Source organism: Streptomyces sp. NPDC059371, from assembly GCF_042751995.1.
GTDB lineage: Bacteria > Actinomycetota > Actinomycetes > Streptomycetales > Streptomycetaceae > Streptomyces.
Genome location: NZ_JBHYXD010000033.1, coordinates 46,418 through 71,006 on the forward strand (window position 1 = coordinate 46,418; position 24,589 = coordinate 71,006).

The 24,589-nt window shown below is 72.1% G+C and carries 24 protein-coding genes and 1 pseudogene; 12 read left to right on the forward strand and 13 right to left on the reverse strand.

All coding sequences use genetic code 11. The features are described from left to right. Window positions 1–100: 100 nt before the first annotated feature. Window positions 101–481, forward strand: a pseudogene (locus ACFXGX_RS20260) (phosphotransferase); the annotation flags it as partial. A 66-nt stretch (window positions 482–547) separates the two neighbouring features. On the opposite strand, the gene ACFXGX_RS20265 reads toward ACFXGX_RS20260, so the two are convergent. Further along, on the reverse strand, window positions 548–1,387 hold the full coding sequence (locus tag ACFXGX_RS20265; protein WP_384792852.1) for a helix-turn-helix transcriptional regulator: 840 nt from the start codon (window positions 1,385–1,387) through the stop codon (window positions 548–550). 102 nt (window positions 1,388–1,489) lie between these two features. On the opposite strand from ACFXGX_RS20265, the gene ACFXGX_RS20270 reads away from it, so the two are divergent. Both ACFXGX_RS20270 and ACFXGX_RS20275 read left to right on the forward strand, forming a co-directional pair. After that, window positions 1,490–2,197, forward strand: a complete 708-nt coding sequence (locus tag ACFXGX_RS20270; RefSeq protein ID WP_384792855.1) for an SDR family NAD(P)-dependent oxidoreductase — start codon at window positions 1,490–1,492, stop codon at window positions 2,195–2,197. 80 nt (window positions 2,198–2,277) lie between these two features. After that, window positions 2,278–2,904 (forward strand): alpha-ketoglutarate-dependent dioxygenase AlkB, encoded by a 627-nt coding sequence (locus tag ACFXGX_RS20275; protein ID WP_384792858.1) that lies wholly within the window; start codon window positions 2,278–2,280, stop codon window positions 2,902–2,904. 75 nt (window positions 2,905–2,979) lie between these two features. Here ACFXGX_RS20275 and ACFXGX_RS20280 read toward each other — a convergent pair whose 3' ends face one another. The 3 genes from ACFXGX_RS20280 to ACFXGX_RS20290 all read right to left on the reverse strand — a co-directional run bounded on the left by ACFXGX_RS20280 (window position 2,980) and on the right by ACFXGX_RS20290 (window position 6,451). Then, complete coding sequence (locus tag ACFXGX_RS20280) at window positions 2,980–3,492, reverse strand: TetR family transcriptional regulator (RefSeq protein WP_384792964.1); 513 nt, start codon at window positions 3,490–3,492, stop codon at window positions 2,980–2,982. Between the two features lie 119 nt (window positions 3,493–3,611). Beyond that, a complete protein-coding gene (locus ACFXGX_RS20285; protein WP_384792861.1) occupies window positions 3,612–5,078 on the reverse strand; it encodes an MFS transporter in 1,467 nt (488 codons plus the stop codon). Window positions 5,079–5,248: 170 nt separating this feature from the next. After that, on the reverse strand, window positions 5,249–6,451 hold the full coding sequence (locus ACFXGX_RS20290) for an FAD-dependent monooxygenase (RefSeq protein WP_384792864.1): 1,203 nt from the start codon (window positions 6,449–6,451) through the stop codon (window positions 5,249–5,251). 338 nt (window positions 6,452–6,789) lie between these two features. On the opposite strand from ACFXGX_RS20290, the gene ACFXGX_RS20295 reads away from it, so the two are divergent. Both ACFXGX_RS20295 and ACFXGX_RS20300 read left to right on the forward strand, forming a co-directional pair. Continuing rightward, window positions 6,790–7,194 carry a tyrosinase cofactor gene (locus tag ACFXGX_RS20295; RefSeq protein ID WP_384792867.1) on the forward strand — a complete coding sequence of 135 codons (405 nt, stop codon included), beginning with the start codon at window positions 6,790–6,792 and terminating at the stop codon, window positions 7,192–7,194. Window positions 7,195–7,227: 33 nt separating this feature from the next. Then, window positions 7,228–8,052: a tyrosinase family protein gene (locus tag ACFXGX_RS20300; RefSeq protein ID WP_384792870.1), complete on the forward strand. Its 825-nt coding sequence runs from the start codon at window positions 7,228–7,230 to the stop codon at window positions 8,050–8,052. 131 nt (window positions 8,053–8,183) lie between these two features. Here the strand turns inward: ACFXGX_RS20300 and ACFXGX_RS20305 are convergent, their stop codons facing one another. Beyond that, window positions 8,184–8,891: a ribonuclease H gene (locus tag ACFXGX_RS20305; protein WP_384792873.1), complete on the reverse strand. Its 708-nt coding sequence runs from the start codon at window positions 8,889–8,891 to the stop codon at window positions 8,184–8,186. A gap of 90 nt (window positions 8,892–8,981) precedes the next feature. Beyond that, window positions 8,982–9,779, reverse strand: a complete 798-nt coding sequence (locus tag ACFXGX_RS20310) for a VOC family protein (RefSeq protein ID WP_384792876.1) — start codon at window positions 9,777–9,779, stop codon at window positions 8,982–8,984. Between the two features lie 140 nt (window positions 9,780–9,919). Between ACFXGX_RS20310 and ACFXGX_RS20315 the strand changes: the two genes are divergently transcribed. Beyond that, window positions 9,920–10,936, forward strand: a complete 1,017-nt coding sequence (locus ACFXGX_RS20315) for a zinc-binding alcohol dehydrogenase family protein (RefSeq protein ID WP_384792967.1) — start codon at window positions 9,920–9,922, stop codon at window positions 10,934–10,936. 63 nt (window positions 10,937–10,999) lie between these two features. Next, window positions 11,000–12,223, forward strand: a complete 1,224-nt coding sequence (locus tag ACFXGX_RS20320; protein ID WP_384792878.1) for a PP2C family protein-serine/threonine phosphatase — start codon at window positions 11,000–11,002, stop codon at window positions 12,221–12,223. Window positions 12,224–12,288: 65 nt separating this feature from the next. Here the strand turns inward: ACFXGX_RS20320 and ACFXGX_RS20325 are convergent, their stop codons facing one another. Beyond that, window positions 12,289–12,771 (reverse strand): VOC family protein, encoded by a 483-nt coding sequence (locus ACFXGX_RS20325; protein WP_384792881.1) that lies wholly within the window; start codon window positions 12,769–12,771, stop codon window positions 12,289–12,291. Between the two features lie 176 nt (window positions 12,772–12,947). Here ACFXGX_RS20325 and ACFXGX_RS20330 point away from each other — a divergent pair, with 176 nt between their 5' ends. From ACFXGX_RS20330 to ACFXGX_RS20340, 3 genes are all read left to right on the forward strand, one after another. After that, the gene (locus ACFXGX_RS20330) at window positions 12,948–14,144 is read left to right on the forward strand and encodes an epoxide hydrolase family protein (protein WP_384792884.1); all 1,197 of its coding nucleotides are present in this window, start codon (window positions 12,948–12,950) and stop codon (window positions 14,142–14,144) included. A gap of 182 nt (window positions 14,145–14,326) precedes the next feature. Next, window positions 14,327–14,980, forward strand: coding sequence for an ATP-dependent Clp protease proteolytic subunit (locus tag ACFXGX_RS20335; RefSeq protein ID WP_384792887.1), 654 nt, complete (start codon window positions 14,327–14,329; stop codon window positions 14,978–14,980). A 1-nt stretch (window position 14,981) separates the two neighbouring features. After that, complete coding sequence (locus tag ACFXGX_RS20340; RefSeq protein ID WP_384792890.1) at window positions 14,982–15,584, forward strand: ClpP family protease; 603 nt, start codon at window positions 14,982–14,984, stop codon at window positions 15,582–15,584. A gap of 60 nt (window positions 15,585–15,644) precedes the next feature. Here the strand turns inward: ACFXGX_RS20340 and ACFXGX_RS20345 are convergent, their stop codons facing one another. Continuing rightward, the gene (locus tag ACFXGX_RS20345; protein ID WP_384792893.1) at window positions 15,645–16,121 is read right to left on the reverse strand and encodes a helix-turn-helix domain-containing protein; all 477 of its coding nucleotides are present in this window, start codon (window positions 16,119–16,121) and stop codon (window positions 15,645–15,647) included. Between the two features lie 61 nt (window positions 16,122–16,182). Then, window positions 16,183–17,463: a DUF6777 domain-containing protein gene (locus ACFXGX_RS20350; protein WP_384792896.1), complete on the reverse strand. Its 1,281-nt coding sequence runs from the start codon at window positions 17,461–17,463 to the stop codon at window positions 16,183–16,185. A gap of 164 nt (window positions 17,464–17,627) precedes the next feature. On the opposite strand from ACFXGX_RS20350, the gene ACFXGX_RS20355 reads away from it, so the two are divergent. Then, complete coding sequence (locus tag ACFXGX_RS20355) at window positions 17,628–18,923, forward strand: streptophobe family protein (RefSeq protein ID WP_384792899.1); 1,296 nt, start codon at window positions 17,628–17,630, stop codon at window positions 18,921–18,923. Window positions 18,924–19,011: 88 nt separating this feature from the next. Here ACFXGX_RS20355 and ACFXGX_RS20360 read toward each other — a convergent pair whose 3' ends face one another. The 4 genes from ACFXGX_RS20360 to ACFXGX_RS20375 all read right to left on the reverse strand — a co-directional run bounded on the left by ACFXGX_RS20360 (window position 19,012) and on the right by ACFXGX_RS20375 (window position 23,802). Beyond that, entirely contained in the window at window positions 19,012–20,016 is a 1,005-nt protein-coding gene (locus ACFXGX_RS20360; protein ID WP_384792901.1) for a serine/threonine-protein kinase, read from the reverse strand. Between the two features lie 34 nt (window positions 20,017–20,050). Further along, entirely contained in the window at window positions 20,051–20,974 is a 924-nt protein-coding gene (locus ACFXGX_RS20365) for a hypothetical protein (RefSeq protein ID WP_384792904.1), read from the reverse strand. A 6-nt stretch (window positions 20,975–20,980) separates the two neighbouring features. Next, window positions 20,981–23,323 (reverse strand): FHA domain-containing protein, encoded by a 2,343-nt coding sequence (locus tag ACFXGX_RS20370; protein ID WP_384792907.1) that lies wholly within the window; start codon window positions 23,321–23,323, stop codon window positions 20,981–20,983. Between the two features lie 68 nt (window positions 23,324–23,391). Then, complete coding sequence (locus ACFXGX_RS20375) at window positions 23,392–23,802, reverse strand: hypothetical protein (RefSeq protein WP_384792910.1); 411 nt, start codon at window positions 23,800–23,802, stop codon at window positions 23,392–23,394. Between the two features lie 367 nt (window positions 23,803–24,169). Between ACFXGX_RS20375 and ACFXGX_RS20380 the strand changes: the two genes are divergently transcribed. Beyond that, window positions 24,170–24,547 carry a nuclear transport factor 2 family protein gene (locus ACFXGX_RS20380; RefSeq protein ID WP_384792913.1) on the forward strand — a complete coding sequence of 126 codons (378 nt, stop codon included), beginning with the start codon at window positions 24,170–24,172 and terminating at the stop codon, window positions 24,545–24,547. The last annotated feature ends 42 nt before the right edge of the window (window positions 24,548–24,589 follow it).

The following is a 24,589-nucleotide window of genomic DNA, read 5'->3' on the forward strand; positions in this document are numbered from 1 at the left end:
CGGCCCGGGGGGGGGGGTGCCATCGGGGGCCCCCCGGGGGGGGGGGGGGGCCCCGTGGCGGCGCGCGGCCATCCCCGCCCCCCGGGGCGGGGTCCACCCGGGGGCCGCGACGGCGGCCTGGGAGGAGGCGCTGGCGGCACCCGCGTGGACGGGCCCGCCGCGCTGGCTCCACTCGGACCTGATGCCGATGAACCTCCTGGTCCGCGGGCACCGCCTCGCGGCCGTCCTCGACTTCGGCACCTTCGGCACCGGCGATCCGGCCTGCGACTTCATCCCGGCCTGGAACCTCCTTCCCGCCGAGGTGCGGCCGGTCTTCCGGGACGCGGCCGGCGCCGACGACTCCGGCTGGGCGCGCGGCCGCGGCTGGGCCCTGTCCATGGCCCTCGTCCAACTCCCGTACTACCGCGTCACGAACCCGGTGATCGCCGGCAACGCCGAACACGTGATCCGCGAAGTACTGGCCGAGCAGCGGATGTTGTAGCTACGCGGTGTTGCAGCCGCACGGCGTTGTGGCCGCGCGATGTTGCAGCCGCGCATCACCGCGCGATCACTCCACGAGTGCCTGCGTCCCGAGGACGCCGAGGAGGGCGACGCGTTCGGCGTCCTCCGTGCCGGGCTCGGCGGTGTAGACCATGATCCGCAGGTCGCTGCCCGCGACGCTCAGCACATCGCAGTCCAGCGTCACGGCGCCGACCTGGGGGTGGTCGATGGTCTTGCGGGACGCGTCGTGGCGGGCGACGGCCCCGGACTCCCACAGTTCCGCGAAGCGCACGCTGTTCTCGCACAGGTCCTCGATCAACTGCCCGAGACGCCGGTCCGTCGGGTACCGGCTCGCGGTGGCGCGCAGGTCGGCGGCGAGCGTCGCCTCGAAGGCGCGCCGCTCCCGCGGAGTGTGCCGAACCCGACCGCCGGGCCCGACGAAGTTGCGCCACACACCGTTGCGTTCGTTGCCGCTCCACCCGGAGGGATCGCCGAGCAGGGCCGCGTACAGCGGGTTGGCCAGCAGCAGGGTCCAGGCCGCGTCATAGACCGCGACGGGTGTCCCGCTCAGCCGGTCGAGCAGCCGGTGGACGCCCGGGGTGATGTGGGCCGGCACCATGCCACGGCCCGGCGGCACCAGTCCGGCCACCTGGAAGAGGTGCTCGCGTTCGGCCCCGGACAGCCGCAGCGCCCGGCCCAGCGCCTCGACGACCTGCTCCGAGGGGTGGGCCGCCCGCCCCTGTTCGAGGCGGGTGACGTAGTCGACCGAGATGCCGGCGAGCAGGGCCAGCTCCTCGCGGCGCAGGCCGGCCGCGCGCCGGTTGCCGCCTCCGGGCATGCCGACGGCCTCCGGCGTGACGCGGTCACGCCAGCGTCGTACCGTACGCCCGAACTCCGTGTTCGCCATGCCACCCACTGTGCACCCGCCCGGGCGAACGCGCCTGGTACCGCCGGTCCCAGGAAGACCGGGCTCCTGGCTGTGGGCGGCGATCCGCCGGAGTGTGGACCCATGACCACAACACTCATCACCGGAGCGAACAAGGGCCTCGGCTTCGAGACGGCCCGCCGGCTCGTCGGGGAGGGCCACACCGTCTACGTGGGCAGCCGGGACCCGGAGCGCGGACGGCGCGCGGCCGCGGAGCTCGGGGCGCGCTCGCTCGTCATCGACGTCACCGACGACGCGTCCGTCGCCGCCGCATCCAAGATTGTCGAGGCCGAGGGCGGCCTGGACGTCCTGATCAACAACGCCGGCGTCGAGGGGCGCGGCGCGGGGAACAGCGTGATCGGCGCGGCGGAGGTGACCGCCGACATGATGCGCGAGCTGTTCGAGACGAACGTCTTCGGTGTCGTCCGGGTCCTCCACGCCTTCCTGCCCCTGCTCCGGCGCTCGGCCTCCCCCGTCGTGGTGAACGTCAGCAGCGGCCTGGCCTCACTGGCCCGGATCACCGACCCCGCCGGCCCGGCCCACGCCTACCCCGGAGTCGCCTATCCCGCGTCCAAGACCGCCGTCAACAGCATCACCGCGCAGTACGCGAAGGTGTTCCCCGGGATCCGTGTCAACGCCGTGGAGCCGGGCTTCACCGCCACCGATCTGAACGGCAACACCGGGACTCAGACCGTGGAGGAGGGCGCCGAGATCATCGTGCGCATGGCGCGGATCGGCCCGGACGGACCGACCGGCGGCTTCTTCGACGCGTCGGGCCCCGTCCCCTGGTGACCGAGGGCACCCGGGCACCTGAAACCTGACACCTGACACCCAATGGAACATGTATTCGATTACAGGGGTACGCTGGCCTCATGGCCACGCATCTCCAGGGCTCGCTCTTCGACCAGACCGACGAACTCCGCCTCGGCCCGCTGGACGGCCTGCGGCGCACCACGCTGGGCGAGGGGGCCTGGATCGACCTGCTGCCCGGCTGGCTGAGCGGGGCCGACGAGCTCTTCGGCCGCCTGGCCGCCGAGGTCCCCTGGCGGGCCGAACGGCGCCAGATGTACGAACACGTGGTGGACGTACCCCGGCTGCTCGCGTACTTCGGCGCGGACGATCCGCTGCCGCACCCGGTCCTGGACGAGGCCCGGGACACGCTGTCGGCGCACTACGCCGGGGAGCTGGGCGAGGCGTTCACCACGGCGGGGCTCTGCTACTACCGGGACGGCCGTGACAGCGTGGCCTGGCACGGGGACAGGATCGGCCGGGGCGCCCGCGAGGACACGATGGTCGCCATCGTGTCGGTGGGCGCGCCGCGCGATCTCCTGCTGCGGCCGCGAGGTGGCGGGGACACGGTCCGGCGCCCGCTGGGCCACGGCGACCTCATCGTCATGGGCGGCTCCTGCCAGCGCACCTGGGAGCACGCGATCCCCAAGACGGCGCGGGCCGCGGGGCCCCGGATCAGCGTGCAGTTCCGCCCGGACGGGGTGAACTGAGCGGCGCGGCCGCGAGTGGGCCCCAGGGGGGAGCCGCCCGGCGGCCGCTCCCGCACTCCCACCGGGCCCGCCGGCTCACGGCGCGAGCTGCGCCTGCACGGCGGGCGCGTACCGGTCGACGATGACGTCGACCGAGGTGGCGCGCAGGTGCGAGCCCCGGGCGATCCCGTACATCACGCCGAGGCCGAGGAGTGTGCTCACGGCGAGTTCGGCGCGCAGGCCCGCGTCCGGCCCGTTCAGCCGACCGGCGAGACGTTCGCTGACCTGGGCGCGGAAGTTGGCCCGGAGTATCTCGCCCTGCTCCCCCTGGAGCGGGGCGAAGACGATCCGCAGGACGGGATCGGCGCCGCGCTGCGTCTGGCCTTCGAGGACATGGCGGACCATGTGCCGGCCGAGCTCCTCCAACGGGGCGTCCAGCAGGGCGTCGGCGTCCGACTCGAAGGACATGACGCGGGCGAACAGCGCGTCCTTGTTGCCGAAGTACTTCAGGATCAGCGGCGCGCTCACCCCGGCCCGGTCGGCGACCGCCTTGAGCGTGATGTCCGCGTGCGCGTGCCGGGCCAGCAGGTACCGGGCCGCGCGCAGGATCGCCGCCTTGCTCGCCTCGGCGTCACGGCGGGGGGCGGGGGCGGCTTCCGGCCGCTCGCCGGTTCCGGGGGCGGACGGGGACGACGCCGTGAGACCGGAGTGGGGGGTGGTCACGGTGCTCAGGCTCCTTCGAGGGCCTCGTCGCGGGGTGCGCCGGTGCGGCGGCCGGTTCGCGGGGTCTCGCGGGAGGCGGGGTCGGTGGGTATCGACAGCGCGGCGGCACAGGCCACCAGTGCGACGGTACCCGCCATGACGAAGGCCAGCAGATAGCCGTGCAGGGTCGGCACCGGGGCGCCCGCGACAAGGCTCGTGTGGTGGACGAGCACGGCGGCCACGGCGGCACTGCACACGGCCTGCCCGATGGTGCGCATCAGGACGTTGACGCCGTTGGCGGACGCGGTCTGTCCGGCGGGCACGGCCCGCAGGATCAGGGTGGGCAGGGCGGAGTAGGCGAAGGTCGTGCCGATCGAGCAGACCGTGGCGCCCAGGATGATCGCCCACAGGTCACGGCTGTCGGCGATCCGCAGGACGTAGCCGGAGGCGATGATCGCCGTGCCGAGGGCCAGGGTGATCCGGGGACCGCGGGCCGCCGATATCCGCGCCGAGACGGGCGACAGCAGCAGCATCGTCACGCCGCCGGGCAGCAGGCACAGGCCGGTCGCCACGATGGACAGGCCGAGTCCGTAGCCGGTGGCCGTGGGCGCCTGCACGAGCTGTGCCGTGACCAGCGAGTTGCCGTAGAAGGAGAAGCCGGTGAGCAGCGCGGCGATGTGCGGCAGGGCGACGCGCGGACGGGCGGCCAGCTTCAGGTCGACGAGGGGGCGTTCGGCGCGGAGCTGCTGGCGCCACCACAGCGTGAGGACGGCCGCGCAGGCGGCGAACAGCCCGAGGATCCTGGGGCTGGTCCAGCCCCAGGTGCCGCCCTGGGACACGGCGAGCAGCAGACACACCAGTCCGGCGGCCAGACCCAGCGCGCCCAGGGTGTCGAAGCGGCCCGGCTCGCGTACGGGGGACTCGCGCACCGCCCACCAGGCCAGTGCCGTCCCGAAGACGCCGAGCGCGGTCGTCGCCCAGAACATGACGTGCCAGTTGGCGTACTGCACCAAGAGGGCGGCGAGCGGCAGGCCGAGGGAGGCGCCGATACCGACGGTGGAGCTCATCAGCGCGACGGCGGACCCCGTGCGCTCCGGCGGCAGTTCGTCGCGCAGGATGCTGATCGACAGCGGGACCACGGCGGCCGCGGCGCCCTGTAGCGCCCGCGCCACGATCAGGACGCCGATGTCCGAGGTGAGCGCGCACATCAGCGAGCCGACCGTCATCATCCCGAGGGCCATGAGCAGCACGCGCCGCTTGCCGTACATGTCTCCCGCGCGGCCGAGGACCGGGGTCAGGACCGCTCCGGCGAGGAGGGTCGCCGTCACCATCCAGGAGACCGCGCCCGCCGAGGCGCCGGTCAGCCGGGGCAGGTCGGGCAGCAAGGGGACGACCACCGTCTGCATGACGGCCATGAGGATCCCGCCGAACGCCAGGACAGGGATCGCGAGCCGCTCGCGCAGGGCCGCCATCGGCACTCCAGAAGTAGACATGAAAAACTGAGGTGAATGACAATTCACCTTACCGGTGAATTGTCATTCACCCCAAGTGGGGTCCGCTTTCCGGACGGCCGTCCGCCAGGCGCCCGGGCCGGTGCCACCCGACCCGGACGAGAGGCCATGGCACCGGGCGCGGGCCTGTCACCCGACCCGGACGACACGCCCTATCGCCGGGCGCGGGCCTGTACGCCGCGGGCGACCCGGGGTCCGAGCCAGCGCTTGAAGCGGCGCAGCGCCTCCAGGCGGCCGGCCGCGCGGTCGATCCGGTAGTAGAGCTGGGGCGGGACGTACGGCAGCAGCGGCGAGTGGCGCTGCCCGAGGAGGGCGAACATCTGCGTCGGCGGAAGACCGATGTAGCGCGACAGGTTCTCGTACCACTGGGCGCTGTGGCGGGCCGCGCTCTGCACCGGCAGGAGTTCGGACCTGCGCTCCCGTCCGTACCGGGTGAGGGCGGTCTCGAGGTCCGGGTGCTCCCGCAGTGCCCGGGCCAGGGAGATGGCGTCCTCCAGGGCGAGGGTGGTGCCGGCGCCGATCGAGTAGTGCGTGGTGTGGGCGGCGTCGCCGAGCAGGACGAGGTTGCCCCGGTGCCAGGTCCGGTTGGTCAGGGTGCGGAAGGTGAGCCACGGGGCGGCGCCGTCGGACCGCTCCCGGCCCATCAGCCTGTGCCCGTTCAGCAGGTCCGCGAAGAGCTTCTCCAGCAGCGCGAGACCCTCGGCCTCGCCCGCGCTGTCGAGCCCGAGGCCGGTCCAGGTCTCCGGGGAGCACTCGATGACGAGGGTGCTCCGGTCGTCGCCGAACCGGTACGCGTAACACCAGATCCAGCCGTGGCCCGTCTCCACGAAGGAGAAGGTGAAGGCGTCGAAGACCTTCGTCGTGCCGAGCCAGATGTACTGGTTGCGCCCGTGGCTGATCTCGCTGCCGAAGTGGTCGGCGTGACGCTCGCGCAGGGCGCTGTTGACCCCGTCCCCGGCGACGACGAGGTCGGCTTCGGGCAGTCCGTCGGCCGCGATCTCGCTCTCGTACTCGACACGGACCCCCAGCGAACGGGCCCGCTCCGCGAGCAGGTCGAGCATCCGGCGGCGGCCGATGCCGAATCCCTCGTCCCCCGGGGCCACCGTCGTGCGGGCGCCGACGTGGGCGACGCCGTCGCTCCAGCTCACCGAGTTCTCGCTGACGGCGAGCGCGGACGCCGGGTCGCCCTCGCGCAGTTTGTCGAGCAGACCTGCCCAGTAGGTCACACCCCAGCCGTACGTCGATCCGGCCGGGTTCCGTTCATGGACGGTGATGTCATGGGACGGGTCCTGGAGCTTCATCAGGATCGAGAAGTACAGGCTTGCGGGTCCGCCACCGACGCACGCGATCTTCACGCGCACTCCCCTATGTTGCACAATGCGGTCAATTGATCACGAAGAGTAGCAGGGGTGTCGCGCCCCGCAGTTCACGCCAGATCGCGGGCGTGAGCCGCGCCACGAGCCGACGGCCGCGACCGCAAGATCATCGACGCGAGGTCCTCCCGCCGGAGGATTTCCGTCGGCGGGTGTGCCACGGGCGCCCCTGACAACAAGATCATCTTTGTTCAACCCTGCATGACATATCCGCGATTGTCCGGATCGCAGCCAACCGACATTCGGCGATTTCTCCCGTTGTTTGGCGAACCGATAGGCATATCGGGTCATCAACACCGCTGATCACAGGAGGTCTCCGCATGCCGGAGCTCACTCGCCGCCGCGCCCTCGGCGCCGCCGCCGCGCTCGCCGCGGGCGCAGGTGCCCAGGCCCTCGCCGCACCCTCGGCGTCCGCGTCCCCGAACGGGCCGGCCGCCGCACGGGAGTCCATGGGCGAGCACCACCACGGCGGCCCGGAACCGTTCGACGAGGTCTTCCGGGGGCGCCGCATAGAAGGCCGCCCGGTCACCGGGGGCGGCCACCATCACGGCGGCGGATACGCCGTGTTCATCGACGGCGCGGAACTGCACGTGATGAGCAACGCCGACGGGAGCTGGATCAGCGTCGTCAGCCACTACGACCCCGTACCCACCCCGCGCGACGCGGCCCGCGCCGCCGTCGTGGAGCTGCAGGGGGCGCCGCTCGTGCCCTTCGCCGCCAACTGAACCACCCCGCAAGCAGATCGTGGAGTCCCGCACATGACCGTACGCAAGAACCAGGCGAGCCTGACCGCCGACGAGAAGCGGCGATTCGTCGACGCGCTGCTGCAGCTCAAGCGCAGCGGCACGTACGACACCTTCGTCACGACGCACAACGCGTTCATCCTCGGCGACACCGACAACGGCGAGCGGACGGGCCACCGTTCACCGTCGTTCCTGCCCTGGCACCGCAGATTCCTTCTGGAGTTCGAGCGGGCCCTGCAGGCCGTCGACCCCTCGGTGGCGCTGCCCTACTGGGACTGGAGCGCCGACCGCACCGCGCGGGCGTCCCTGTGGGCGCCGGACTTCCTCGGCGGCACCGGGCGCAGCCTGGACGGCCGGGTGATGGACGGCCCGTTCGCCGCCTCCGCGGGCAACTGGCCGATCAACGTCCGCGTCGACAGCCGCACTTACCTGCGCAGGTCGCTGGGCAGCGGGGTGCGCGAACTGCCGACCCGCGCCGAGGTGGACTCCGTGCTCGCCATGACGACGTACGACATGGCCCCCTGGAACAGCGCCTCGGACGGCTTCCGCAATCACCTCGAAGGCTGGCGGGGCGTCAACCTCCACAACCGGGTGCACGTGTGGGTGGGCGGCCAGATGGGCACGGGCGTCTCGCCCAACGATCCGGTGTTCTGGCTCCACCACGCCTTCATAGACAGGCTGTGGGCCCAGTGGCAGCGCCGGCACCCGGGCTCCGGCTACCTCCCGCTCAAGGACACCCCGAACGTCATCGACCTCGGCGAGACGATGAAGCCGTGGAACGACACCCGGCCGGCCGATCTGCTCGACCACTCCGCGTTCTACACGTTCGACACCGTCTGATCCCGGCCGCGCCCGTGACCGCCGGACCCCCGGAGGGACCTCCGGGAGGGTCGGCTCGCGCGGGCGCACCGGAGCACAGCGGCGGCGCGGGCGCGAGGACGCGCCCGCGTCACCAGGGGAACGGCGCCGGGTCAGGCGCCGCCCTGCGCCTCGCTCCGGCACTCCGGGTGACCCCAGCCCTGGGCGTTCTTGGCGATGGGCTCGCCCGCGGCGTAGGAACGGCCGCACGCACAACGGCCGTTGAACTTGGCCTTGATGGTGCGGCTCGACGTGCCCGGCCGGGACGCCTTGGCCGCGGGGCGGCGGCGGGCGGCGCCCGAGGTGACCGGGGTGTCGGGGGAGGCGGGCGGCTCCGGGGACCCGAGGTCGCTGCCCGCGGGCTGCTGCACGACAGCGGCCTGGCTGGCGGCACGGTCGGCGAAATCGTTCAGGCGGTCGCCGTCGACCTGGTGGGCGGGGACGTAACGGAACTCGACCGAGCGGCCGGTGAGGAGTTCGTCGATCCGGGCGACCAGTTCCTGGTTGGCGACGGGCTTGCCCGCGGCCGTCTTCCAGCCCTTGCGCTTCCAGCCGGGCAGCCAGGTCGTGACCGCCTTCATCGCGTACTGGGAGTCCATCCGGACCTCCAGCGGCACATCGGCGGCCACGGCCGTCAACAGGCGTTCCAGCGCGGTCAGTTCGGCGACGTTGTTCGTCGCCGTGCCCAGCGGTCCCGCCTCCCAGCGGGTGGGGGTCTCGTCCCCGTCGGCGACGACCCAGGCCCATCCGGCGGGTCCCGGGTTTCCCTTCGAAGCCCCGTCACAGGCGGCAACAACGCGTTCAGGCATGACCCCGATCATGCCACGCCCGGCCGAGGGCCCCGCGCACGGAGGGGCGCGGAGCGGAACCACCCCGCCGGTCACCGGCGGGGTGGCGGCCACGGACGAGCGTCAGGACACGTCCTTCATCTCGGGCATCTCGCCCTGGGTCGTCTTCATGTCGATGACGGAGAACGACGCGCCCTGCGGGTCGCTCAGCGCGGCGAACCGGCCGAAGGGGCTGTCCATCGGCCCGAAGCGCAGGACCGCGCCGCGCGCGGTCGCCTTCGACACCGCCTCGTCGCAGTTCTCGACGGCGAAGTAGACGTTGACGTACGACGGCACCTCGGGCGGGAAGTCGTCCGTCATCCTCATCCGGCCGAGCACGGGTTTCCCGCCGATGTTGAAGACGCGGAAGTCCACGGCGTCGTCCTGCACCTGCTGGGCGGTGAGGGGGAAGACGGCCGGGAAGAACGCGTCGGACTTCTCCGGCTCACGGGTGAAGACCTCGGCCCAGGCGTACGAGCCGGGCTCGCCGATCGAGTCGAAGCCCTCGTGGACGCCCGCCTGCCAGACGCCGAAGACGGCCCCGCCGGGGTCCCGGGCCAGCGCCATGGTGCCGAACTCGCCGACCTGCATCGGCTCCATCAGCACCTCGCCGCCCTGGCTCCTGATCTTCTCGGCGGTCGCCGCGGCGTCGGGCGAGGCGAAGTACAGACACCAGGCGGACTGGCCCTCCTGCCCCGGCATCGGCGGTACGACGGCGGCCACCGCCTTGCCGCCGGAGTAGGCCTGTGTGTAGTTCCCGTACTCCGAGGACGACTCGCCGAACGTCCAGCCGAGCACGTCCCCGTAGAAGCTCTTGGCCCCTTCGACATCGCTGAACATCGCGTCCGCCCAGCAGGGCGTTCCTTCAGGCTGTACGGCCATGACCCGACCTTCTCCTGTTCGGTGAACGATTGCGCTGTTCACGCTAGCCAGCCTTCACCCGGGCCGCGCGCCGAACCGCGGGCCCTGCACCACACTGGAGGCGGGCCGGTCCGGACGTCGACGGGACGGGGCACGGGATGATGCGGGCATGGGAAGTGGTCCGGCCGGGGCCGGTCGAGGGAGAGCCGCTGCGCCTCGCCGAGCGACCGGTGCCGGTGCCCGGCCCCGACGAACTCCTGGTCCACGTCCGCGCCTGCGGGGTGTGCCGCACCGACCTGCACGTCACCGAGGGCGACCTGCCCGTACACCGCCCCGGCGTCACACCGGGCCACGAGGCCGTCGGTGTGGTGGCGGCGACCGGCGGCGCGGTGAGCGGCTTCGCCCCGGGCGACCGGGTCGGGGTCGCCTGGCTGCGCCGTACGGACGGCACCTGCGGGTACTGCCTGCGCGGGTCCGAGAACCTCTGCCCGGCGTCCGAGTACACCGGCTGGGACGCCGACGGCGGTTACGCGGAGTACACGACCGTGCCGGCCGCCTTCGCCTACCGGCTGCCCGACGGCGTGGACGACGTCGCCCTGGCCCCACTGCTGTGCGCGGGCATCATCGGCTACCGGGCCCTGCGCAGGGCCGCGCTGCCGCCGGGCGGGCGGCTCGGCCTGTACGGCTTCGGCGGCAGCGCCCACCTCTGCGCGCAGCTCGCGCTCGCCGAGGGCGCCACCGTGCACGTACTGACCCGCGATCCGGCCGCGCGACGGCTGGCGCTCGGCCTGGGGGCCGCCTCCGCCGGCGGGGCGTACGACGAGCCGCCCGAGCCGCTGGACAGCGCGATCCTCTTCGCGCCGGCCGGTGAACTGGTGCCGGTCGCCCTGCGGGCACTCGACCGGGGCGGTGTCCTGTCCGTCGCCGGCATCCACCTGAGCGACATCCCGCCGCTGCGCTACGAGAGCGACCTGTTCCAGGAGAAGGAACTGCGCAGCGTCACCGCCAACACGCGTGAGGACGGCAGGGACTTCCTGGCACTCGCGGCCCGCCACGGCATCCGCGCCACGACGCACGCCTATCCCCTGGAGGAAGCGCCGCGGGCGCTGCGCGACCTCAAGGCGGGCCGCTTCGACGGCGCGGCGGTACTGGTGAACGACCGCCCGCCGCGGAACTGAGCGTGCGGGCGGGACGGCCGCGTGCGTGGATGGATCCAGGGGGTGTGCTGCGGTGGAGGTGTGATGGCGGGCCGGGGCAGTGCCGAGACGGCGGGTGCGGGGGTGCCGTCCGACGCCTCGGAGGACGCCGTCGAGTCGATCGGCACGACGCTCGACGAACGCACGACCTGCGAGGAGCTCGTCGCGTTCATGTGCCGGCGCTTCTGCGAGACCGCCGCGGTGGACCTGCTGCCCAGGGACGTGGCGGCCGGCCGGCGACCGCCGGACCTGGAGCTCACCCGCGTGGCCGAGGCCGGCCGCACCCGGCTGCTCACCCCGCTGGAGGGCCCGCGTCCGCTGTCCGTCCGGGCGCTCGACGAGGGCCGTCCGATCGCCGCCTCGATCGACCTGTCCGGCCGGACTCCCCGGCAGGTCATGGCCGTACCGCTGCTCGCGCACGGACGCCTGTACGGGGTGCTGCTCGCCGTCCGGCAGGGCGCGCCGTTCACCGGCGCCGACGTGTCGGGCGCCCACCACGCGGCGCGGCTCGCGGCCGTGCACCTCGGCCACTCCCGCGAGCACGCGTCCCTCCGCGGCACGGTCCTGGACCTCCAGCGGGCGCTGCTCGCCGCACCGGGCCGGCCGCATCCGAACCTCGACCTCGCCACCCGCTATCTGCCCGCGGGCGGCGGTTCCCTCGTGGGCGGGGACTGGTTCGAGACCGTACGGCTGCACTTCGGGCGCACCCTGCTGGTCGTCGGCGACGTGATGGGCCACGGCCTGGACGCCGCGGTGGACATGAACGCGTACCGCTCGATGCTGCGCTACGTCGCCTCCACTGATCTTCCGCCCCACCGGGTGCTGCGCCGTCTGGACACCGCGGTCGCCGAGGACGGCAGCCGGCGCCCGGCCACCTGTCTGCTCGTGCGGGTCGATCCGGCGCGCGGTATCGCGGTGATCGCGGGTGCCGGGCATCTGCCGCCGGTGGTGTTCGCCGGTGACGGCTCGGGCGAACTGCTGCCGCTGCCGGTGGGTCCGCCTCTGGGCACGGGGGTGGGCGGTTACGAGCAGGTGGTCCGCAGGCTCTCCCCTGACGACACCCTGGTGATGTTCACCGACGGTCTCGTCGAGCGCCGCGACGAGGACATCGACGCGTCGCTGGCACGGCTGGCCGCGCTGCGGCTTCCCCCGGGTGCCGACGTCGACGCCCTGCTCGACGAGGTGCTGGTCGCGCTCGACGCCCGGCACGCGGAGGACGACGTGGCGGTGCTGGCGGCCCGGATCCACCCGCGCGGCCACCCCGCCTGAGGCGGCCGGCCGGGACAGGCTCCCTGTCCCGGCCGCAGGGCGCCGCCGGTCGCCCGGGGCGCCGGTCACTCCCCCGCGTGCGCCCGTTCCAGGGCCGCCATGTCCAGCTTGGTCATCTTGTACATCGCCTGGGCCGTACGGGCGGCCTTCTCGGTGTCCGCGTCGCCGAGCAACTCGATGAGCCCGTCCGGGACGATCTGCCAGGACAGTCCGTACTTGTCCTTCAGCCAGCCGCAGGGACCCGCCTCGCCTCCGTCCTCGACGAACTTGTTCCAGTAGTGGTCCACCTCTTCCTGGCCGTAGCAGTGGACCTGGAACGAGATCGCCTCGTCGAACGTGAACTGCGGGCCTCCGTTGACCGCGACGAACTTCTGGCCGTTGGCCGTGAACTCGACGGCCAGCACGGAACCGGGCGTCCCGGGCCCTGCCTCGGTGTAGCGGCCGACCCTGCCGAGCCGGGAATGCTTGAACATCGAGACGTAGTAGTGCGCGGCCTCCTCGGCCTGGCCGTCGAACCACAGACAGGTGGTGAAACCGTCGGCGGGCATGCGTACCTCCTCGGGCGGAAATCGTCGTCACCTCTGTCGACCGATCCTCGTCCGAAAAGTCATCGGCCGCGCGCGCACGACGTCACCCCCGCGGACCGCAGCCGCCCCGGTGGTCGCCCCTTCCCTGCGGAAAACCCGTGCCGGGCGCGCCCGGCACGGAGTTAGCATCCGCGGACATGACTCTCACCGAACCCCCCGGCGTCCACCCGTTCCGTGTCGACTTCCCACAGGGCGATCTGGACGACCTGCACCGCCGCCTCGACACCGTCCGCTGGCCCGACGAACTGCCCGGAGTGGGCTGGGCCTACGGAGTCCCGAAGGACTACCTCCAGGAACTCGTCCGCCACTGGCGGCACACCTACGACTGGCGTGCGGCCGAGAAGCGCCTCAACACGTGGCCGCAGTTCACCACCGAGATCGACGGCGCGCGTGTGCACTTCGCGCACGTCCGCTCGCCGGAGCCCGGGGCGACCCCGCTGATCATGACGCACGGCTGGCCCGGGTCCATCGTCGAATTCACCGATGTCGTGGGGCCGTTGACCGATCCGCGCGCCCACGGCGGCGATCCCGCGGACGCCTTTCACCTGGTCGTTCCGAGCATCCCGGGCTTCGGGCTCTCGGGGCCGACACGGGACACCGGCTGGGAGTTCACCCGGGTGGCCGCCGCGTTCGCCACGCTGATGGACCGCCTCGGCTACCGGCGGTACGGCGCGCAGGGCGGCGACTGGGGCGGGGCCGTCTCGCGCGAGCTCGGGCGGGCACACCCCGACCGGGTGACCGGAGTCCATCTCAACCTGCTGCCCGGATCGTCCGCCGTCACCGAGCCGACCGCCGGGGAACTGGCCGCGCTGAGCCCGTACGAGCGCGAGCGCACCCTCCGCTCCTGGCGGCGCGGCCAGGCATGGAACCGCGAGGAAGCGGGGTACGCGGCGATCCAGGCCACGCGGCCGCAGACACTCGCGTACGCCCTCACGGACTCTCCGGTCGGCCAACTCGCCTGGATCGCCGAGAAGTTCATGCGGTGGACGGACTCGCGGGACCGTCCGGAGGACGCCGTCGACCGGGATCTGCTGCTGACCAACGTGATGCTGTACTGGCTGACCGGCACGGCCGGTTCGTCCGCGCGGATCTACTACGAGCGCGCCCACGCCGCCTACTGGGGCACACCGCCCGAGCCGTCGACCGCTCCGACGGCGCTCGCCGTCTTCCCCGAGGAGAACTTCGTCGCGCTGCGCCATGTCGCGGAACGCACCGACGCCATCGTCCGCTGGACCGAGTTCGACCGGGGCGGTCACTTCGCCGCGATGGAGGAGCCGGATCTGCTGGTCGCCGACATCCGGGCGTTCTTCCGCCAACTCCGCGCGGGCGTCTGAGGAACGGCACGAGGACGAGCACGAGGAGCGGCGCCGGACCTCCGCCGGCCCGCCTCGCCGTCGCGGCTCTGCCGACGGCGAATCTGCCACGGGCCGAGAAATCCGCTCCGGCGGCGGCGCCGGACCGAGAGTGGAGTCAGCGGCGACGCCCGCCGCGTCTCGACCAGGAGGAACGAGGAACCATGACTCCGCTCATCACCGGCCGGCATCCGGCCCGCACGCAGTGGGCCGAGGAGGGCGACACCCCGGCGACCCGCTACGACGACCATCTGGCCGCGCAGTTGCTCGCCCAGCGGATCATCTTCCTGGGCACCCAGGTCGACGAGGTCTCGGCTAACCGGGTGTGCGCCCAACTGCTCCTGCTGTCCGCCGAGGACGCGCGCACCGACATCAGCCTCTACATCAACAGCCCCGGTGGTTCGGTGACCGCCGGACTCGCCATCTACGACACCATGCGGCTGATCCCCAACGACGTCTCCACGCTCGCGATGGGATTCGCCGCGAGCATGGGGCAGTTCCTGCTCAGCGTGGGCACGCGCGGCAAGCGCTTCGCGCTGCCGAACGCGCGGATCATGATGCACCAGCCGTCCGCGGGCATCGGCGGCACCACCGCCGACATCGAGATCCAGGCACAGAACCACGAGTTCACCAAGCGGGCCATCGAACGGATCACCGCGGAGCACACCGGCCAGAGCGAGGAGACGATCTCCAGGGACGGTGACCGGGACCGCTGGTTCACGGCGGAACAGGCCAAGGAGTACGGCATGGTGGACCGGGTCGTGGAGTCGCTCGACGACGTCCGCCCGGCCGCTTCACGGCGACGGATGGGGCTCTGACATGGGTACGTACACGATTCCGAACGTCGTCGAGCGGACCCCGCAGGGCGAGCGGTCGTACGACGTCTTCAGCCGGCTGCTCTCCGAGCGGATCATCTTCCTCGGCACGGAGATCGACGACGGCGTCGCCAACGTCGTCATCGCGCAACTCCTCCATCTGGAGTCGTCGAGCCCGGAGAGCGAGATCTCGATCTACATCAACTCGCCCGGGGGATCGTTCACTTCTCTGATGGCCATCTACGACACGATGACCTTCGTCCAGGCGCCGATCTCGACGTTCTGCGTCGGGCAGGCCGCCTCCACCGCGGCGGTGCTGCTCGCCGGGGGCGATCCCGGGCGGCGGTTCGTCCTGGAACACGCCCGCGTGCTGCTCGGCCAGCCGGCCAGCGGCGGCCATCAGGGCACGGTGTCGGACCTCAGCCTCCAGGCCAAGGAGATGCTGCGGATCCGCTCGCAGGTCGAGGAGGTGCTGTCCCGGCACACCCACCACGACGTCGCCACGCTGCGCGCCGACATGGACCGCGACAAGATCTTCACCGCGCGGGAGGCGGTGGAGTACGGGCTCGCGGACGAGATCCTCAGCCGCCGGCTCGCCCTGCTCTGACATCGACCCGCCGGCAGCGGGCCGATGCCGGGCGGCGAGGGCGCGGTGTACGGGCCCGCGTCAGGCGGCGAGGCACATGCCGTCGTACCGCGAGCCCGAGGACGGGGCGGCAGCCGAGCGGCCACGGACGGACTCGGCCCGGGTGTGCCGGGTCAGCTCCCGCTGGGCCAGCGACAACAGGTCGGTCAGGCCGAGACCGAGGGCGCGCGCGGCCGCGGCGAGGACCTCGGAGGAGGCCTCCTTGCGGCCGCGCTCCACCTCGGAGAGGTAGGGCATGGAGATCCTCGCGGCCTCGGCCACGTCCTTGAGCGTGCGTTCCTGGGCCAGCCGCTCGCGCCGCAGGACATCACCGACCAGGTCGCGCCACAACGGTTCCTTGCCCGAGGGAGCGGGGGCCGCGGGTCCCCGGTGCGGCACCAGGACCGGTGGCCGCGGTACCCGGGCCGGGGCATCGGCCAACGGCGGTGTCCGGGAGGGCTCCGACGCCGCCGGGCGCAGAGGGATGACGCGGGCTTCGTTCGTCACGTGGTCGCTCACCCCTTCAGCCTAGAAGCGCGGGGCCGCACGGGAAGGGAGCGGCGTTCCGCTCTCGGTGAAGTCAGGGGGACGCCGGGGCGGAGTCCGCGGACTGCGACGTCAGGTCCGCGGAGGCCGAACCGGACGCCGGGGGCGCCTGCGACTCGGACGGCGGAGGCTCGCTGGACGGGGGCGGTTCCTCCGAGGACGGCGCGGAGGAGGACGGTTCGGAGGAGTCCGACGACGGGGACGAACTCTCGGACGACGACGACGACGGCGAGTTCGAGGCCGAGGTCGACGGGGACTTGGAGCCCGAGTCGCTGACCGACGGCGAGGGGCTCACCGGGGGGTGCGTCTTCTTGTCCTTCTTCACGTCGTCACCCCGGTGCCGCTTGATCCACTCGTTGCTCTCGGGGTCGTAGATGACGAACACGTCGATGACCGTCTTCGACGGCACGACGGCCACGCTGTTCTGCGGACGGTACGAGGGCCACGGGTCGCCCGTCGTCTTGATGTTGCCCTTCTGCGGTACCGGTTCGAGCAGCGGGTTGCCGCAGGCACAGCGCACCCTGGGCACACCCCGGGAGTCCACGAGGACGGCGGTGCCGGCCTGGAGGACCGCCTGATAGCTGGTGGGGGCGCCGTTGCGGTAGCCGTGGTTGGTGACACGGGTGTCCAGACGCAGTTGTACGGGGGTCAGGGAACGCAGATAGGCGGGGACCGCGTTCGGCTGGATGCCCTCGACCGAGGCGAAGGCCTTGTTCTTCGCGGGGTCCGCCTTCAGCGCGCTGATCTGCTTCTCGACGTCGCAGCTCGACACGTTGCGGGTGCCGCCGTAGAGGCCGGGCGCGCTGCCGCTGTAGGTGCCCCCCGTGGTGGCCGGGGCCGACGAGGCCGATGCGGAGGGCGTCTCCGACTCGATGGAACTGTCGTTGGCGGTCGACTCGGTGAACGAGTCGGGCCCCGACTTGCCCGCGGGCTGCGCGAACACCTCGCTGCTGGCGTTCTTGGCCCCGCCGCCGTTGTTGGTGAAGACCAGTCCGAGGATCACCGCCGCCGCCACGACACCGGTGATCAGCGCGACCCTCGGCGCCGACCGCCACCAGGGCCGTTCGGGTCCCCCGCCCGGTCCACCCGGTCCGCCGGCTCCACCGCCGGGCCCCTCGGGACCCGAGCCGCCGCCACCCCCACCCGAACCGCCGCCCCCTGGTCCTCCGGGACCGCCTCCCGCCCCGGACGCGTCGCCGGGCGGTCCGGCGGGCGGGATGCTGACGGGCTGGGTCGGACTCGGCTGTGCCGGGCCCGACAGCGGGCCCGAGGGCGGGCCGGTGGGGCGGCCGGAGGACGGCTGTTCGACGCTCACGAGCTCTTCTCCCGTTGGAGGGATGCAGGGACGTCCGAGTGGCTTTTTCACCGCTTTCCTACATAACGAATCCATTGTGTGCCCCGGTCCGCCGGTGCCCGCAAGCCGACGCGGTCGGCTCTCTCCGAGGGGCGGACGATCTCGGCGCTGCTTAGCGTGGCAGCGTGAGTCCCCAGACACCGTCCGCCCAGCCGGCCCCCAGCAGCGGTGCGCCTCCGGCCGCCCGTCACGGCTGGCTCCAGGCCCTCGTGGCCGTGCTGGCCGGTCTGGTCCTGATGGTGGTGGTCGCCGCTCTCGGCCTGTGGGCCTCCGGCGCCACCGACCTCCCCGACAACGCCTTTCCGCGGGTGGTCGCGGCCACCCTGGTCACCGCGGTCGGCGGGACCGTCGAGTTCACCGGCGACGCCGGAGCCATCGCCGAGACGAAGGCGGGCCTCACGGTGATCCCGCTGTCCGTGACCCTGACCGGAGCGCTGGTGCTCGGGGCGGGATTCCTGCGGCCGCTGCGGCATCGCGCCGTCGCCGGGGCTACGGAACTGGCCGGCTGGGCCGGACGGCTCGCCGTCCTGTGGCTGCTCGTACTGATCGGGCTGGCGCTCACGGCCCGCCAGAACTTCACCATCGACCTCGGGAACGGCACGATCGGCGCCATCGGTGACCTGTTCGGCGCAACGCCCGAGGTGGGTTTCAAGGCCACCATGGCACCGACCCTGTTCTTCGGGGTCCTGTGGCTCGCGGGCGTGTTCGTGATCGCTCTGCTCGTCTCGCGCGGCGCGCCGCTCCCCGCCCGGCTGCTGCGCTTCCAGGAAGCGGTGCGTCCGGCCGCGTACGCCATGGTGGTCCTGCTGCTCGTCTGCGTCGGCCTCGGCGTGGTCATCGGGCTGGTGGTGGCGGCGACCCGCGGGCACGCGGCCGAGACCTTCGCCGTGATGCTCCTGGGTCTTCCCAATGTCGTCTGGCTCGCGTTCACGATCGGTCTCGGCGCCACCTGGAACGGGCGTGTGGACGGGCCCTTCGGGCTGCCGATGCCCCATGTGCTCGACGAGGTGCTGCGTACTCCGGACGTGTCCGAGCTCAACCTCGGCTCCCTCGCGGACTACGACGGCAGGGTCTGGTGGCTGGTGGCCGTCGACGCCGTCCTGCTGCTCGGGGCGGCCTTCCTGATGGCGGCCCGTTCACCGGCCCGGACGCGGGCCTGGCAGCACGCCGTCCGCATGGCGGTCGCGCTGGCGCTGACCGTGCTCATGATCTGCCTGCTCGGCCGGATCTCGGCGAACTACGGCCTGTCGATCCTCGGTCTGGGTGACATCGGCGGAGGCCTGAAGGGGGAGCTCTTCCTCAAGCCCCAGGTGTGGGGCGCCCTCGGCCTGGCCCTGCTGTGGGGGCTCGTCACCGGTTTCCTGGGCGCCCTTCTGGCCAGGGGCGTCCGGCGCAGGGGCGAGGTCGAGTCGGCCGGCTGACGGCCGACCGCCTGACCGCCCGACCGCCCGACCGTTGTGGCTCACGGCTGAAGGCTCACAGCTCCGGCTGACGGCTGACGGTGGCGGCTCAGCGGCGGAACACCGGACGGGCCCAGACCGGCGGCTGCGGCACGGGCCCCGGGCCGCCCGGCACTGCCTCGGCCTCGGCCCCCGTACCCGAGCCGGTGCCGCTCCCGGTCACCTGGCCGCGTGCGGCGATCCGCAGCGCGCTGACGAAGGCCAGGCACGAGTCGTACCGGTCGTCGGGGCTCTTGGAGAGCGCCTTCGCGAGGACCGCGTCGACGGCCTCCGGGATGTCGGGACGCACGGAGGTCAGGGCCGGCGGCTGGTCGTACTGGTGGGCCCACAGCAGCGCCATGTCGTCGTCGCGCTGGAAGGGCGGACGGCCGGCCATCGTCTCGTAGACGACACAGCCCAGGCTGTAGACGTCGCAGCGGCCGTCCACCGGCTTGCCGGAGATCTGTTCCGGCGCCACGTAGTCGAGGGTGCCCACGAACTGTCCGACGCTCGTGAACCCGGTCAGCGACAGGGACTTCTTGGTCAGTCCGAAGTCGGTGAGATAGACGTGTTCGGGGTGGTCGCTGTCGGTGCCCTGGGCCACCAGGATGTTCCCGGGCTTCACGTCCCGGTGCACCAGACCGTGGTCGTGGGCCGCGTCGAGCGCGGAGGCGACCTGGATGCCGATCCGGCCGGCCACCGTGACCGGCAGCGGGCCCTCGCGGTCGAGGAGATGACGCAGGTCGCGCCCGGCGACGTACCGCATGGCGATGTAGAGGACGCCGTCCGTCTCGCCCGCCTCGAAGACGGGCACGATGTGCGGGTGGTCGATCGCGGCGGCGACCCGTGACTCGTGGGTGAAGCGGCCGCGGAAGGTGTCGTTGCGGGCGAGTTCCGGGGCGAGCAGTTTGAGGGCGACCGTGCGGTCCAGCCGCAGGTCCTTGGCCTGGTAGACGACGGCCATCCCGCCGCGGCCGATCTCCCGTTCGATCCGGTAGCCCGCGATCTGCCGTCCGATCAGCTCGGAGGGCCGCCCCGAGAACGGACTGGTGTCCGGCCCGGACGTCTCGTCCATCAGCGGTCACCCCGCTCGTACCGCGCGCCGCGCATCAGTCCTCGCCCTTGTCGTCGCTGTCGAAAGTGACCAGACGAGTGGGCTCGTGCCCGCTGGGAGGACCGTCGGGAGGCCCGCCGGGGGGTCCACCCGGGGCGGCTTCCCGCACGATCCGCGTCGGCTCCGCCTGACGTTCCTTCGCCCGGTCCGGCCCCTGCGACCGGCCCGGCACCTGGGTGTCGTCCGGCACCTTCGTCTGGTCCGGAGCCTTCGTCTCGTCCGGCACCCTCGTCTCGTCCGGAGCCTTCGTCTTGTCCGGCCCGCTCGGCCGGTCCGGTCCTGGCGACCCGATCGGCGCCTTCGGCCGATCCGGAGCCCGCGACCCGTCCTGCTCCGGGCCCCGGTCTCCCGCCCGGTCCTGTTCCCGCGCTCGGTCCCGCTCCCACGGCTTGTCCTGCTCCTGAGGCTCGTGAGTCGTCTCGCGTCGCGAGGTCGACGGGGTGCGCTCGGCCGCGAAGGTGCTCAGCCGTGTTCCGTCGCAGTACACCCAGCGCTCGTGCTCGCCGTCGTACAGCCACATCGACTCGCCGTCGACGATCACGCCGATCCGGCTGCCCTGCGTACGGGCCCGGAAGTTCTCGGCCTCCAGTCGCCCGGACGCCAGTTCCTCGGCCGCCCGGCGGTACTCGGTGAGTGCCTGGTCGACGCGGGCCAGCAGCGGGCGCGGATCGGCCGTGCGGGCGAGCGGACGGGTCGCCGCCGGCGGTACCTGCGGTACGGCGATCAGCAGACGGCCGTCGACCCACGCCGACCAGCCGTTCGCGCACACGACGCGCCCCCAGTCACCGAGCCGGTCGACGAGTTCGACCGGCAGCAGCGCGTCCAGGGGCACAGTGGGCCGCGACGGGTCCGGCGACTCCCACGCGGGCAGCCCGTCCTGCGGAACGACATGCGTCGGGCGGAATCCGGGGCTCGTCATCGGCGGCTACTTCCGCATGACCGCAGGCTCGTGCCGTCGCAGCAGCCGGGCGACCAGCCAGCCGAAGACGACGGAGAGCACGACGAGCATGCCCATGTTGATCAGCCATGCGCTGGTCGAGTGCCGGAACATCGGGTCGCCGGTCAGTTCGCCGGGCACGATCCGGGCGAGGCCGATGGTCCCGGCCATCGCGCCCAGGGCCCAGCGGGAGGGCACGAGCCAGGAGAGCTGTTCGAGGCCGGGCACGCCGTGCAGCTTCAGCAGGGCGCCGCAGAACACCACCTGGACGATGGCCAGCAGCACCAGCAGCGGCATCGTCACCTCCTCCTTGCGGACCACGGCGGAGACGAGGAGGCCGAGCATCATCGCGGTGAAGGCCAGCAGAGCCACGGCCAGCGTGATCTCCAGAAGCGGTGGCATCAGGACGCCCTCGCCGCCGGGGGCGTTGAGGTTCACGCCGAACAGGCCCACGAGGGTGAGCACGACGGCCTGGAGCACGGTGATGGCGCCGAGGACCACGACCTTGGACATCAGGTACGCCGATCTGGACAGACCCACGGCCCGTTCTCGCTGGTAGATCGTCCGTTCCTTGACGAGTTCGCGCACGGCGTTCGCCGCGCCGGTCAGGACGCCGCCGACGCACAGGATGAGCAGCGCGTTCATCGCCGTCTCCTGGGTCAGCTTGCCGCCCGCCAGCGCCCGCGCCATCGCGCCCATCACGAACGGCAGGGCGATCATGATGGCGAGGAAGGTCCGGTCGGCCCCGAGCGCGGCGGCGTAGCGGCGGACCAGGGTGCGGAGCTGCGATCCCCAGCTCTGGGCCTTCGGGGGCGGTCCGACGAGCGCTCCGGTGGCCGCGTCCGGCATCCTCGGCTGCGAGGTCGATTTGTCGATGTACTGACGGTGGAACGGCGAGTCTCTGAATTCCCCCGCCCAGTCCCGGTCCGTGTCGCGCTCGAAGGCCTCGAACGCCTCGGGCCACTGCCGGTATCCGAAGAAGGCCAGGGTGTCGTCGGGCGGCCCGTAGTAGGCGACCTTGCCGCCGGGCGCGAGGACCAGGAGCCGGTCGCAGACGTCCAGGCTGAGCACGCTGTGGGTGACCACGATGACGGTGCGGCCGTCGTCGGCGAGGCCGCGCAGCATGTGCATCACCGAGCGGTCCATGCCCGGGTCGAGTCCGGAGGTCGGCTCGTCCAGGAAGAGCAGGGACGGCTTGGTGAGCAGTTCCAGGGCCACGCTGACGCGCTTGCGCTGCCCGCCAGACAGACTGTGGATGGGCTGGTCGACGCGTTGCTGCAGGCCCAGCTCGCCGATCACCTCGTCCACCCGCGCCAGGCGCTCCGCCTTCGCGGTGTCCTGCGGGAAGCGCAGTTCGGCGGCGTAGGTCAGTGCCCGGCGGACGGTGAGCTGGGCGTGCAGGATGTCGTCCTGCGGGACGAGGCCGATGCGCTGGCGCAGTTCGGCGTAGTCGCGGTAGAGGTCACGGCCGTCGTAGAGCACCGTTCCGTGGTCGGCGGGCCGCTGCCCGGTGAGCGCGTTCAGGAGCGTGGACTTGCCGGCGCCGCTCGGACCGACGACGGCGAGCAGACATTTCTCGCCGACGGGAAAGGACACCTGATCCAGCAGCGTCTTGCGGCCCTGGTCGACCTCGACGACGAGGTCCTGCACGTCGAGGGAGACCTCGCCGCTGTCGACGTACTCCTGGAGCTGGTCTCCGACGAGACAGAACGCGGAGTGCCCGATGCCGACGATGTCACCCGGTGTGACCAGGGCCCGCTCCACGGGCTGTCCGTTACGGAACGTGCCGTTGTGGCTGCCGAGGTCGACGATCTCGTACGTCCCGTCGGGCCGTGCCAGCAGTTCGGCGTGGTTCCGGGAGACGATCAGGTCGTCGATGACGAGGTCGTTGTCAGGGCCGCGGCCGATGCGCACGGTGCGGGAAGGCAGCGGCCGTACGGTGGTCGGCTGTTTGAACGTACTGGTGGCGGCCGGCATGGAGACGGCCGAGGGGCGCTCCGCGACGGGCGGCGGGCGGCTGACGAGGACGGCGCGCGGGCCGTCGGCGGGACTTCCGAAGCGGATCACACTGCCGGGTCCGACGCCCCATTCGTGGACGCGGCGGCCGTCGGCGTACGTGCCGTTCGTGCTGTTCTCGTCCTCGAGCGTCCAGTGATCGGCGTGGGGCCGCAGCACCGCGTGGTGCCACGAGACCCGGACGTCGTCGATCACGACGTCGCACAGCGGATCGCGCCCGACGTGGTAATCGTGGTTCGGACTCATCACCGTCGAGCCCGTCTCGGTTTCGAGGACGAGCTCGGGTGCTGTTGCCGCGACAGGCCTCTCTGCCATGCCTGAATTCTAACGATTCGCCCTCTTGTGCGCCTGATCAGTGCTCGGCGGCCGGGGTGCCCGGACGCTCAGGCGGCGGAGATCCCCAGCACCGCGGCGGTGCGGTGCATACGCAGCGCGTCCACCGATTCCGCGAGCAGTTCGTATTCGGTGGTGTCGTCGCTGGTGGAGACGCGAACGAGTTTGCCCGCCGCCAACTCATCGGCGACCAGCTCCTGTTGCTCCGAGTCACCGCACCATGCGCGCAGCATCGTGGGGACGTCGGGGACACTGTCCCCCACCGGCGCGATCGAGTTGGGCGGAAAGGCGGGGTCCTCGGGCTGCGGATCGAGTCTTTCCGCCATCCAGGCCGCGCGGTCCCGCATCCACCACAGGGCCAGCGCCAGGGTCGGCGCACGATAAGTGCCGAGGGGTACACCGACTCGCTGACCGCCGCACATGCCGTACGCGGTGACATGGCACAGGAATTCGTCGTGCACGATCTCCCCCATTGGCGTCGCTCGTCGCCGGTCCGGCCTCACTTTCCCTGCGGCTCTTGGGCATTGCTCCGTGCAATTGCACGGGCTTGGTTGAATTGCCCTACTGATTGAGTATCGCCACTACTGACACACTGTCACCATGTGAATCCAGCCAGTCTCTTGGCATATTCACCACCGCGCGTGGCCGAAAGGGCATCGACAGCTTTCCCGGCCCCGGGACCGCCCCGCTCCCCGGCATTACCCGCGGGGTAATCGACGCTTCGCGCGGCGCCCGTCAGGGTTGGCGTATCGCGTCCCGGCACTCGAACGGCCGCCCGGGACACGGAGCTTGACCATGGATACGTCGCCCGATGGAGGCTGGTTCACCATGTCCGCGAACACCGACCGCTACGAGACCGCCGTCACCCGCTACTTCGAGGCCTGGAACGCGAGCGGGCCGGACACCCCGGCGAAGGCGGTGGCCGCCGCCTGGGCCCCGGACGGCACGTACACCGACCCGCTCGCCGACGTCCGCGGACACGAGGAGATCGCGGCCATGATCGCCTCGGCGCACGAGCGGTTCCCCGGCTTCGTCTTCCGTCCGCTGGGGGCGGTGGACGGCCACCACGACATCGCCCGCTTCGGCTGGGAACTGGCCGACGAGACGGACGGCTCGGCGCCCGTCGCGGGCTTCGACGTGATCGTCCTGGACGGCGAGGGCCGGATCCGGAGCGTGCACGGATTCCTGGACCGCGTCCCGGCCTGACCCGCGCCGAGGTCCCCGACGCGGCCGCGCGTCAGGGACCTC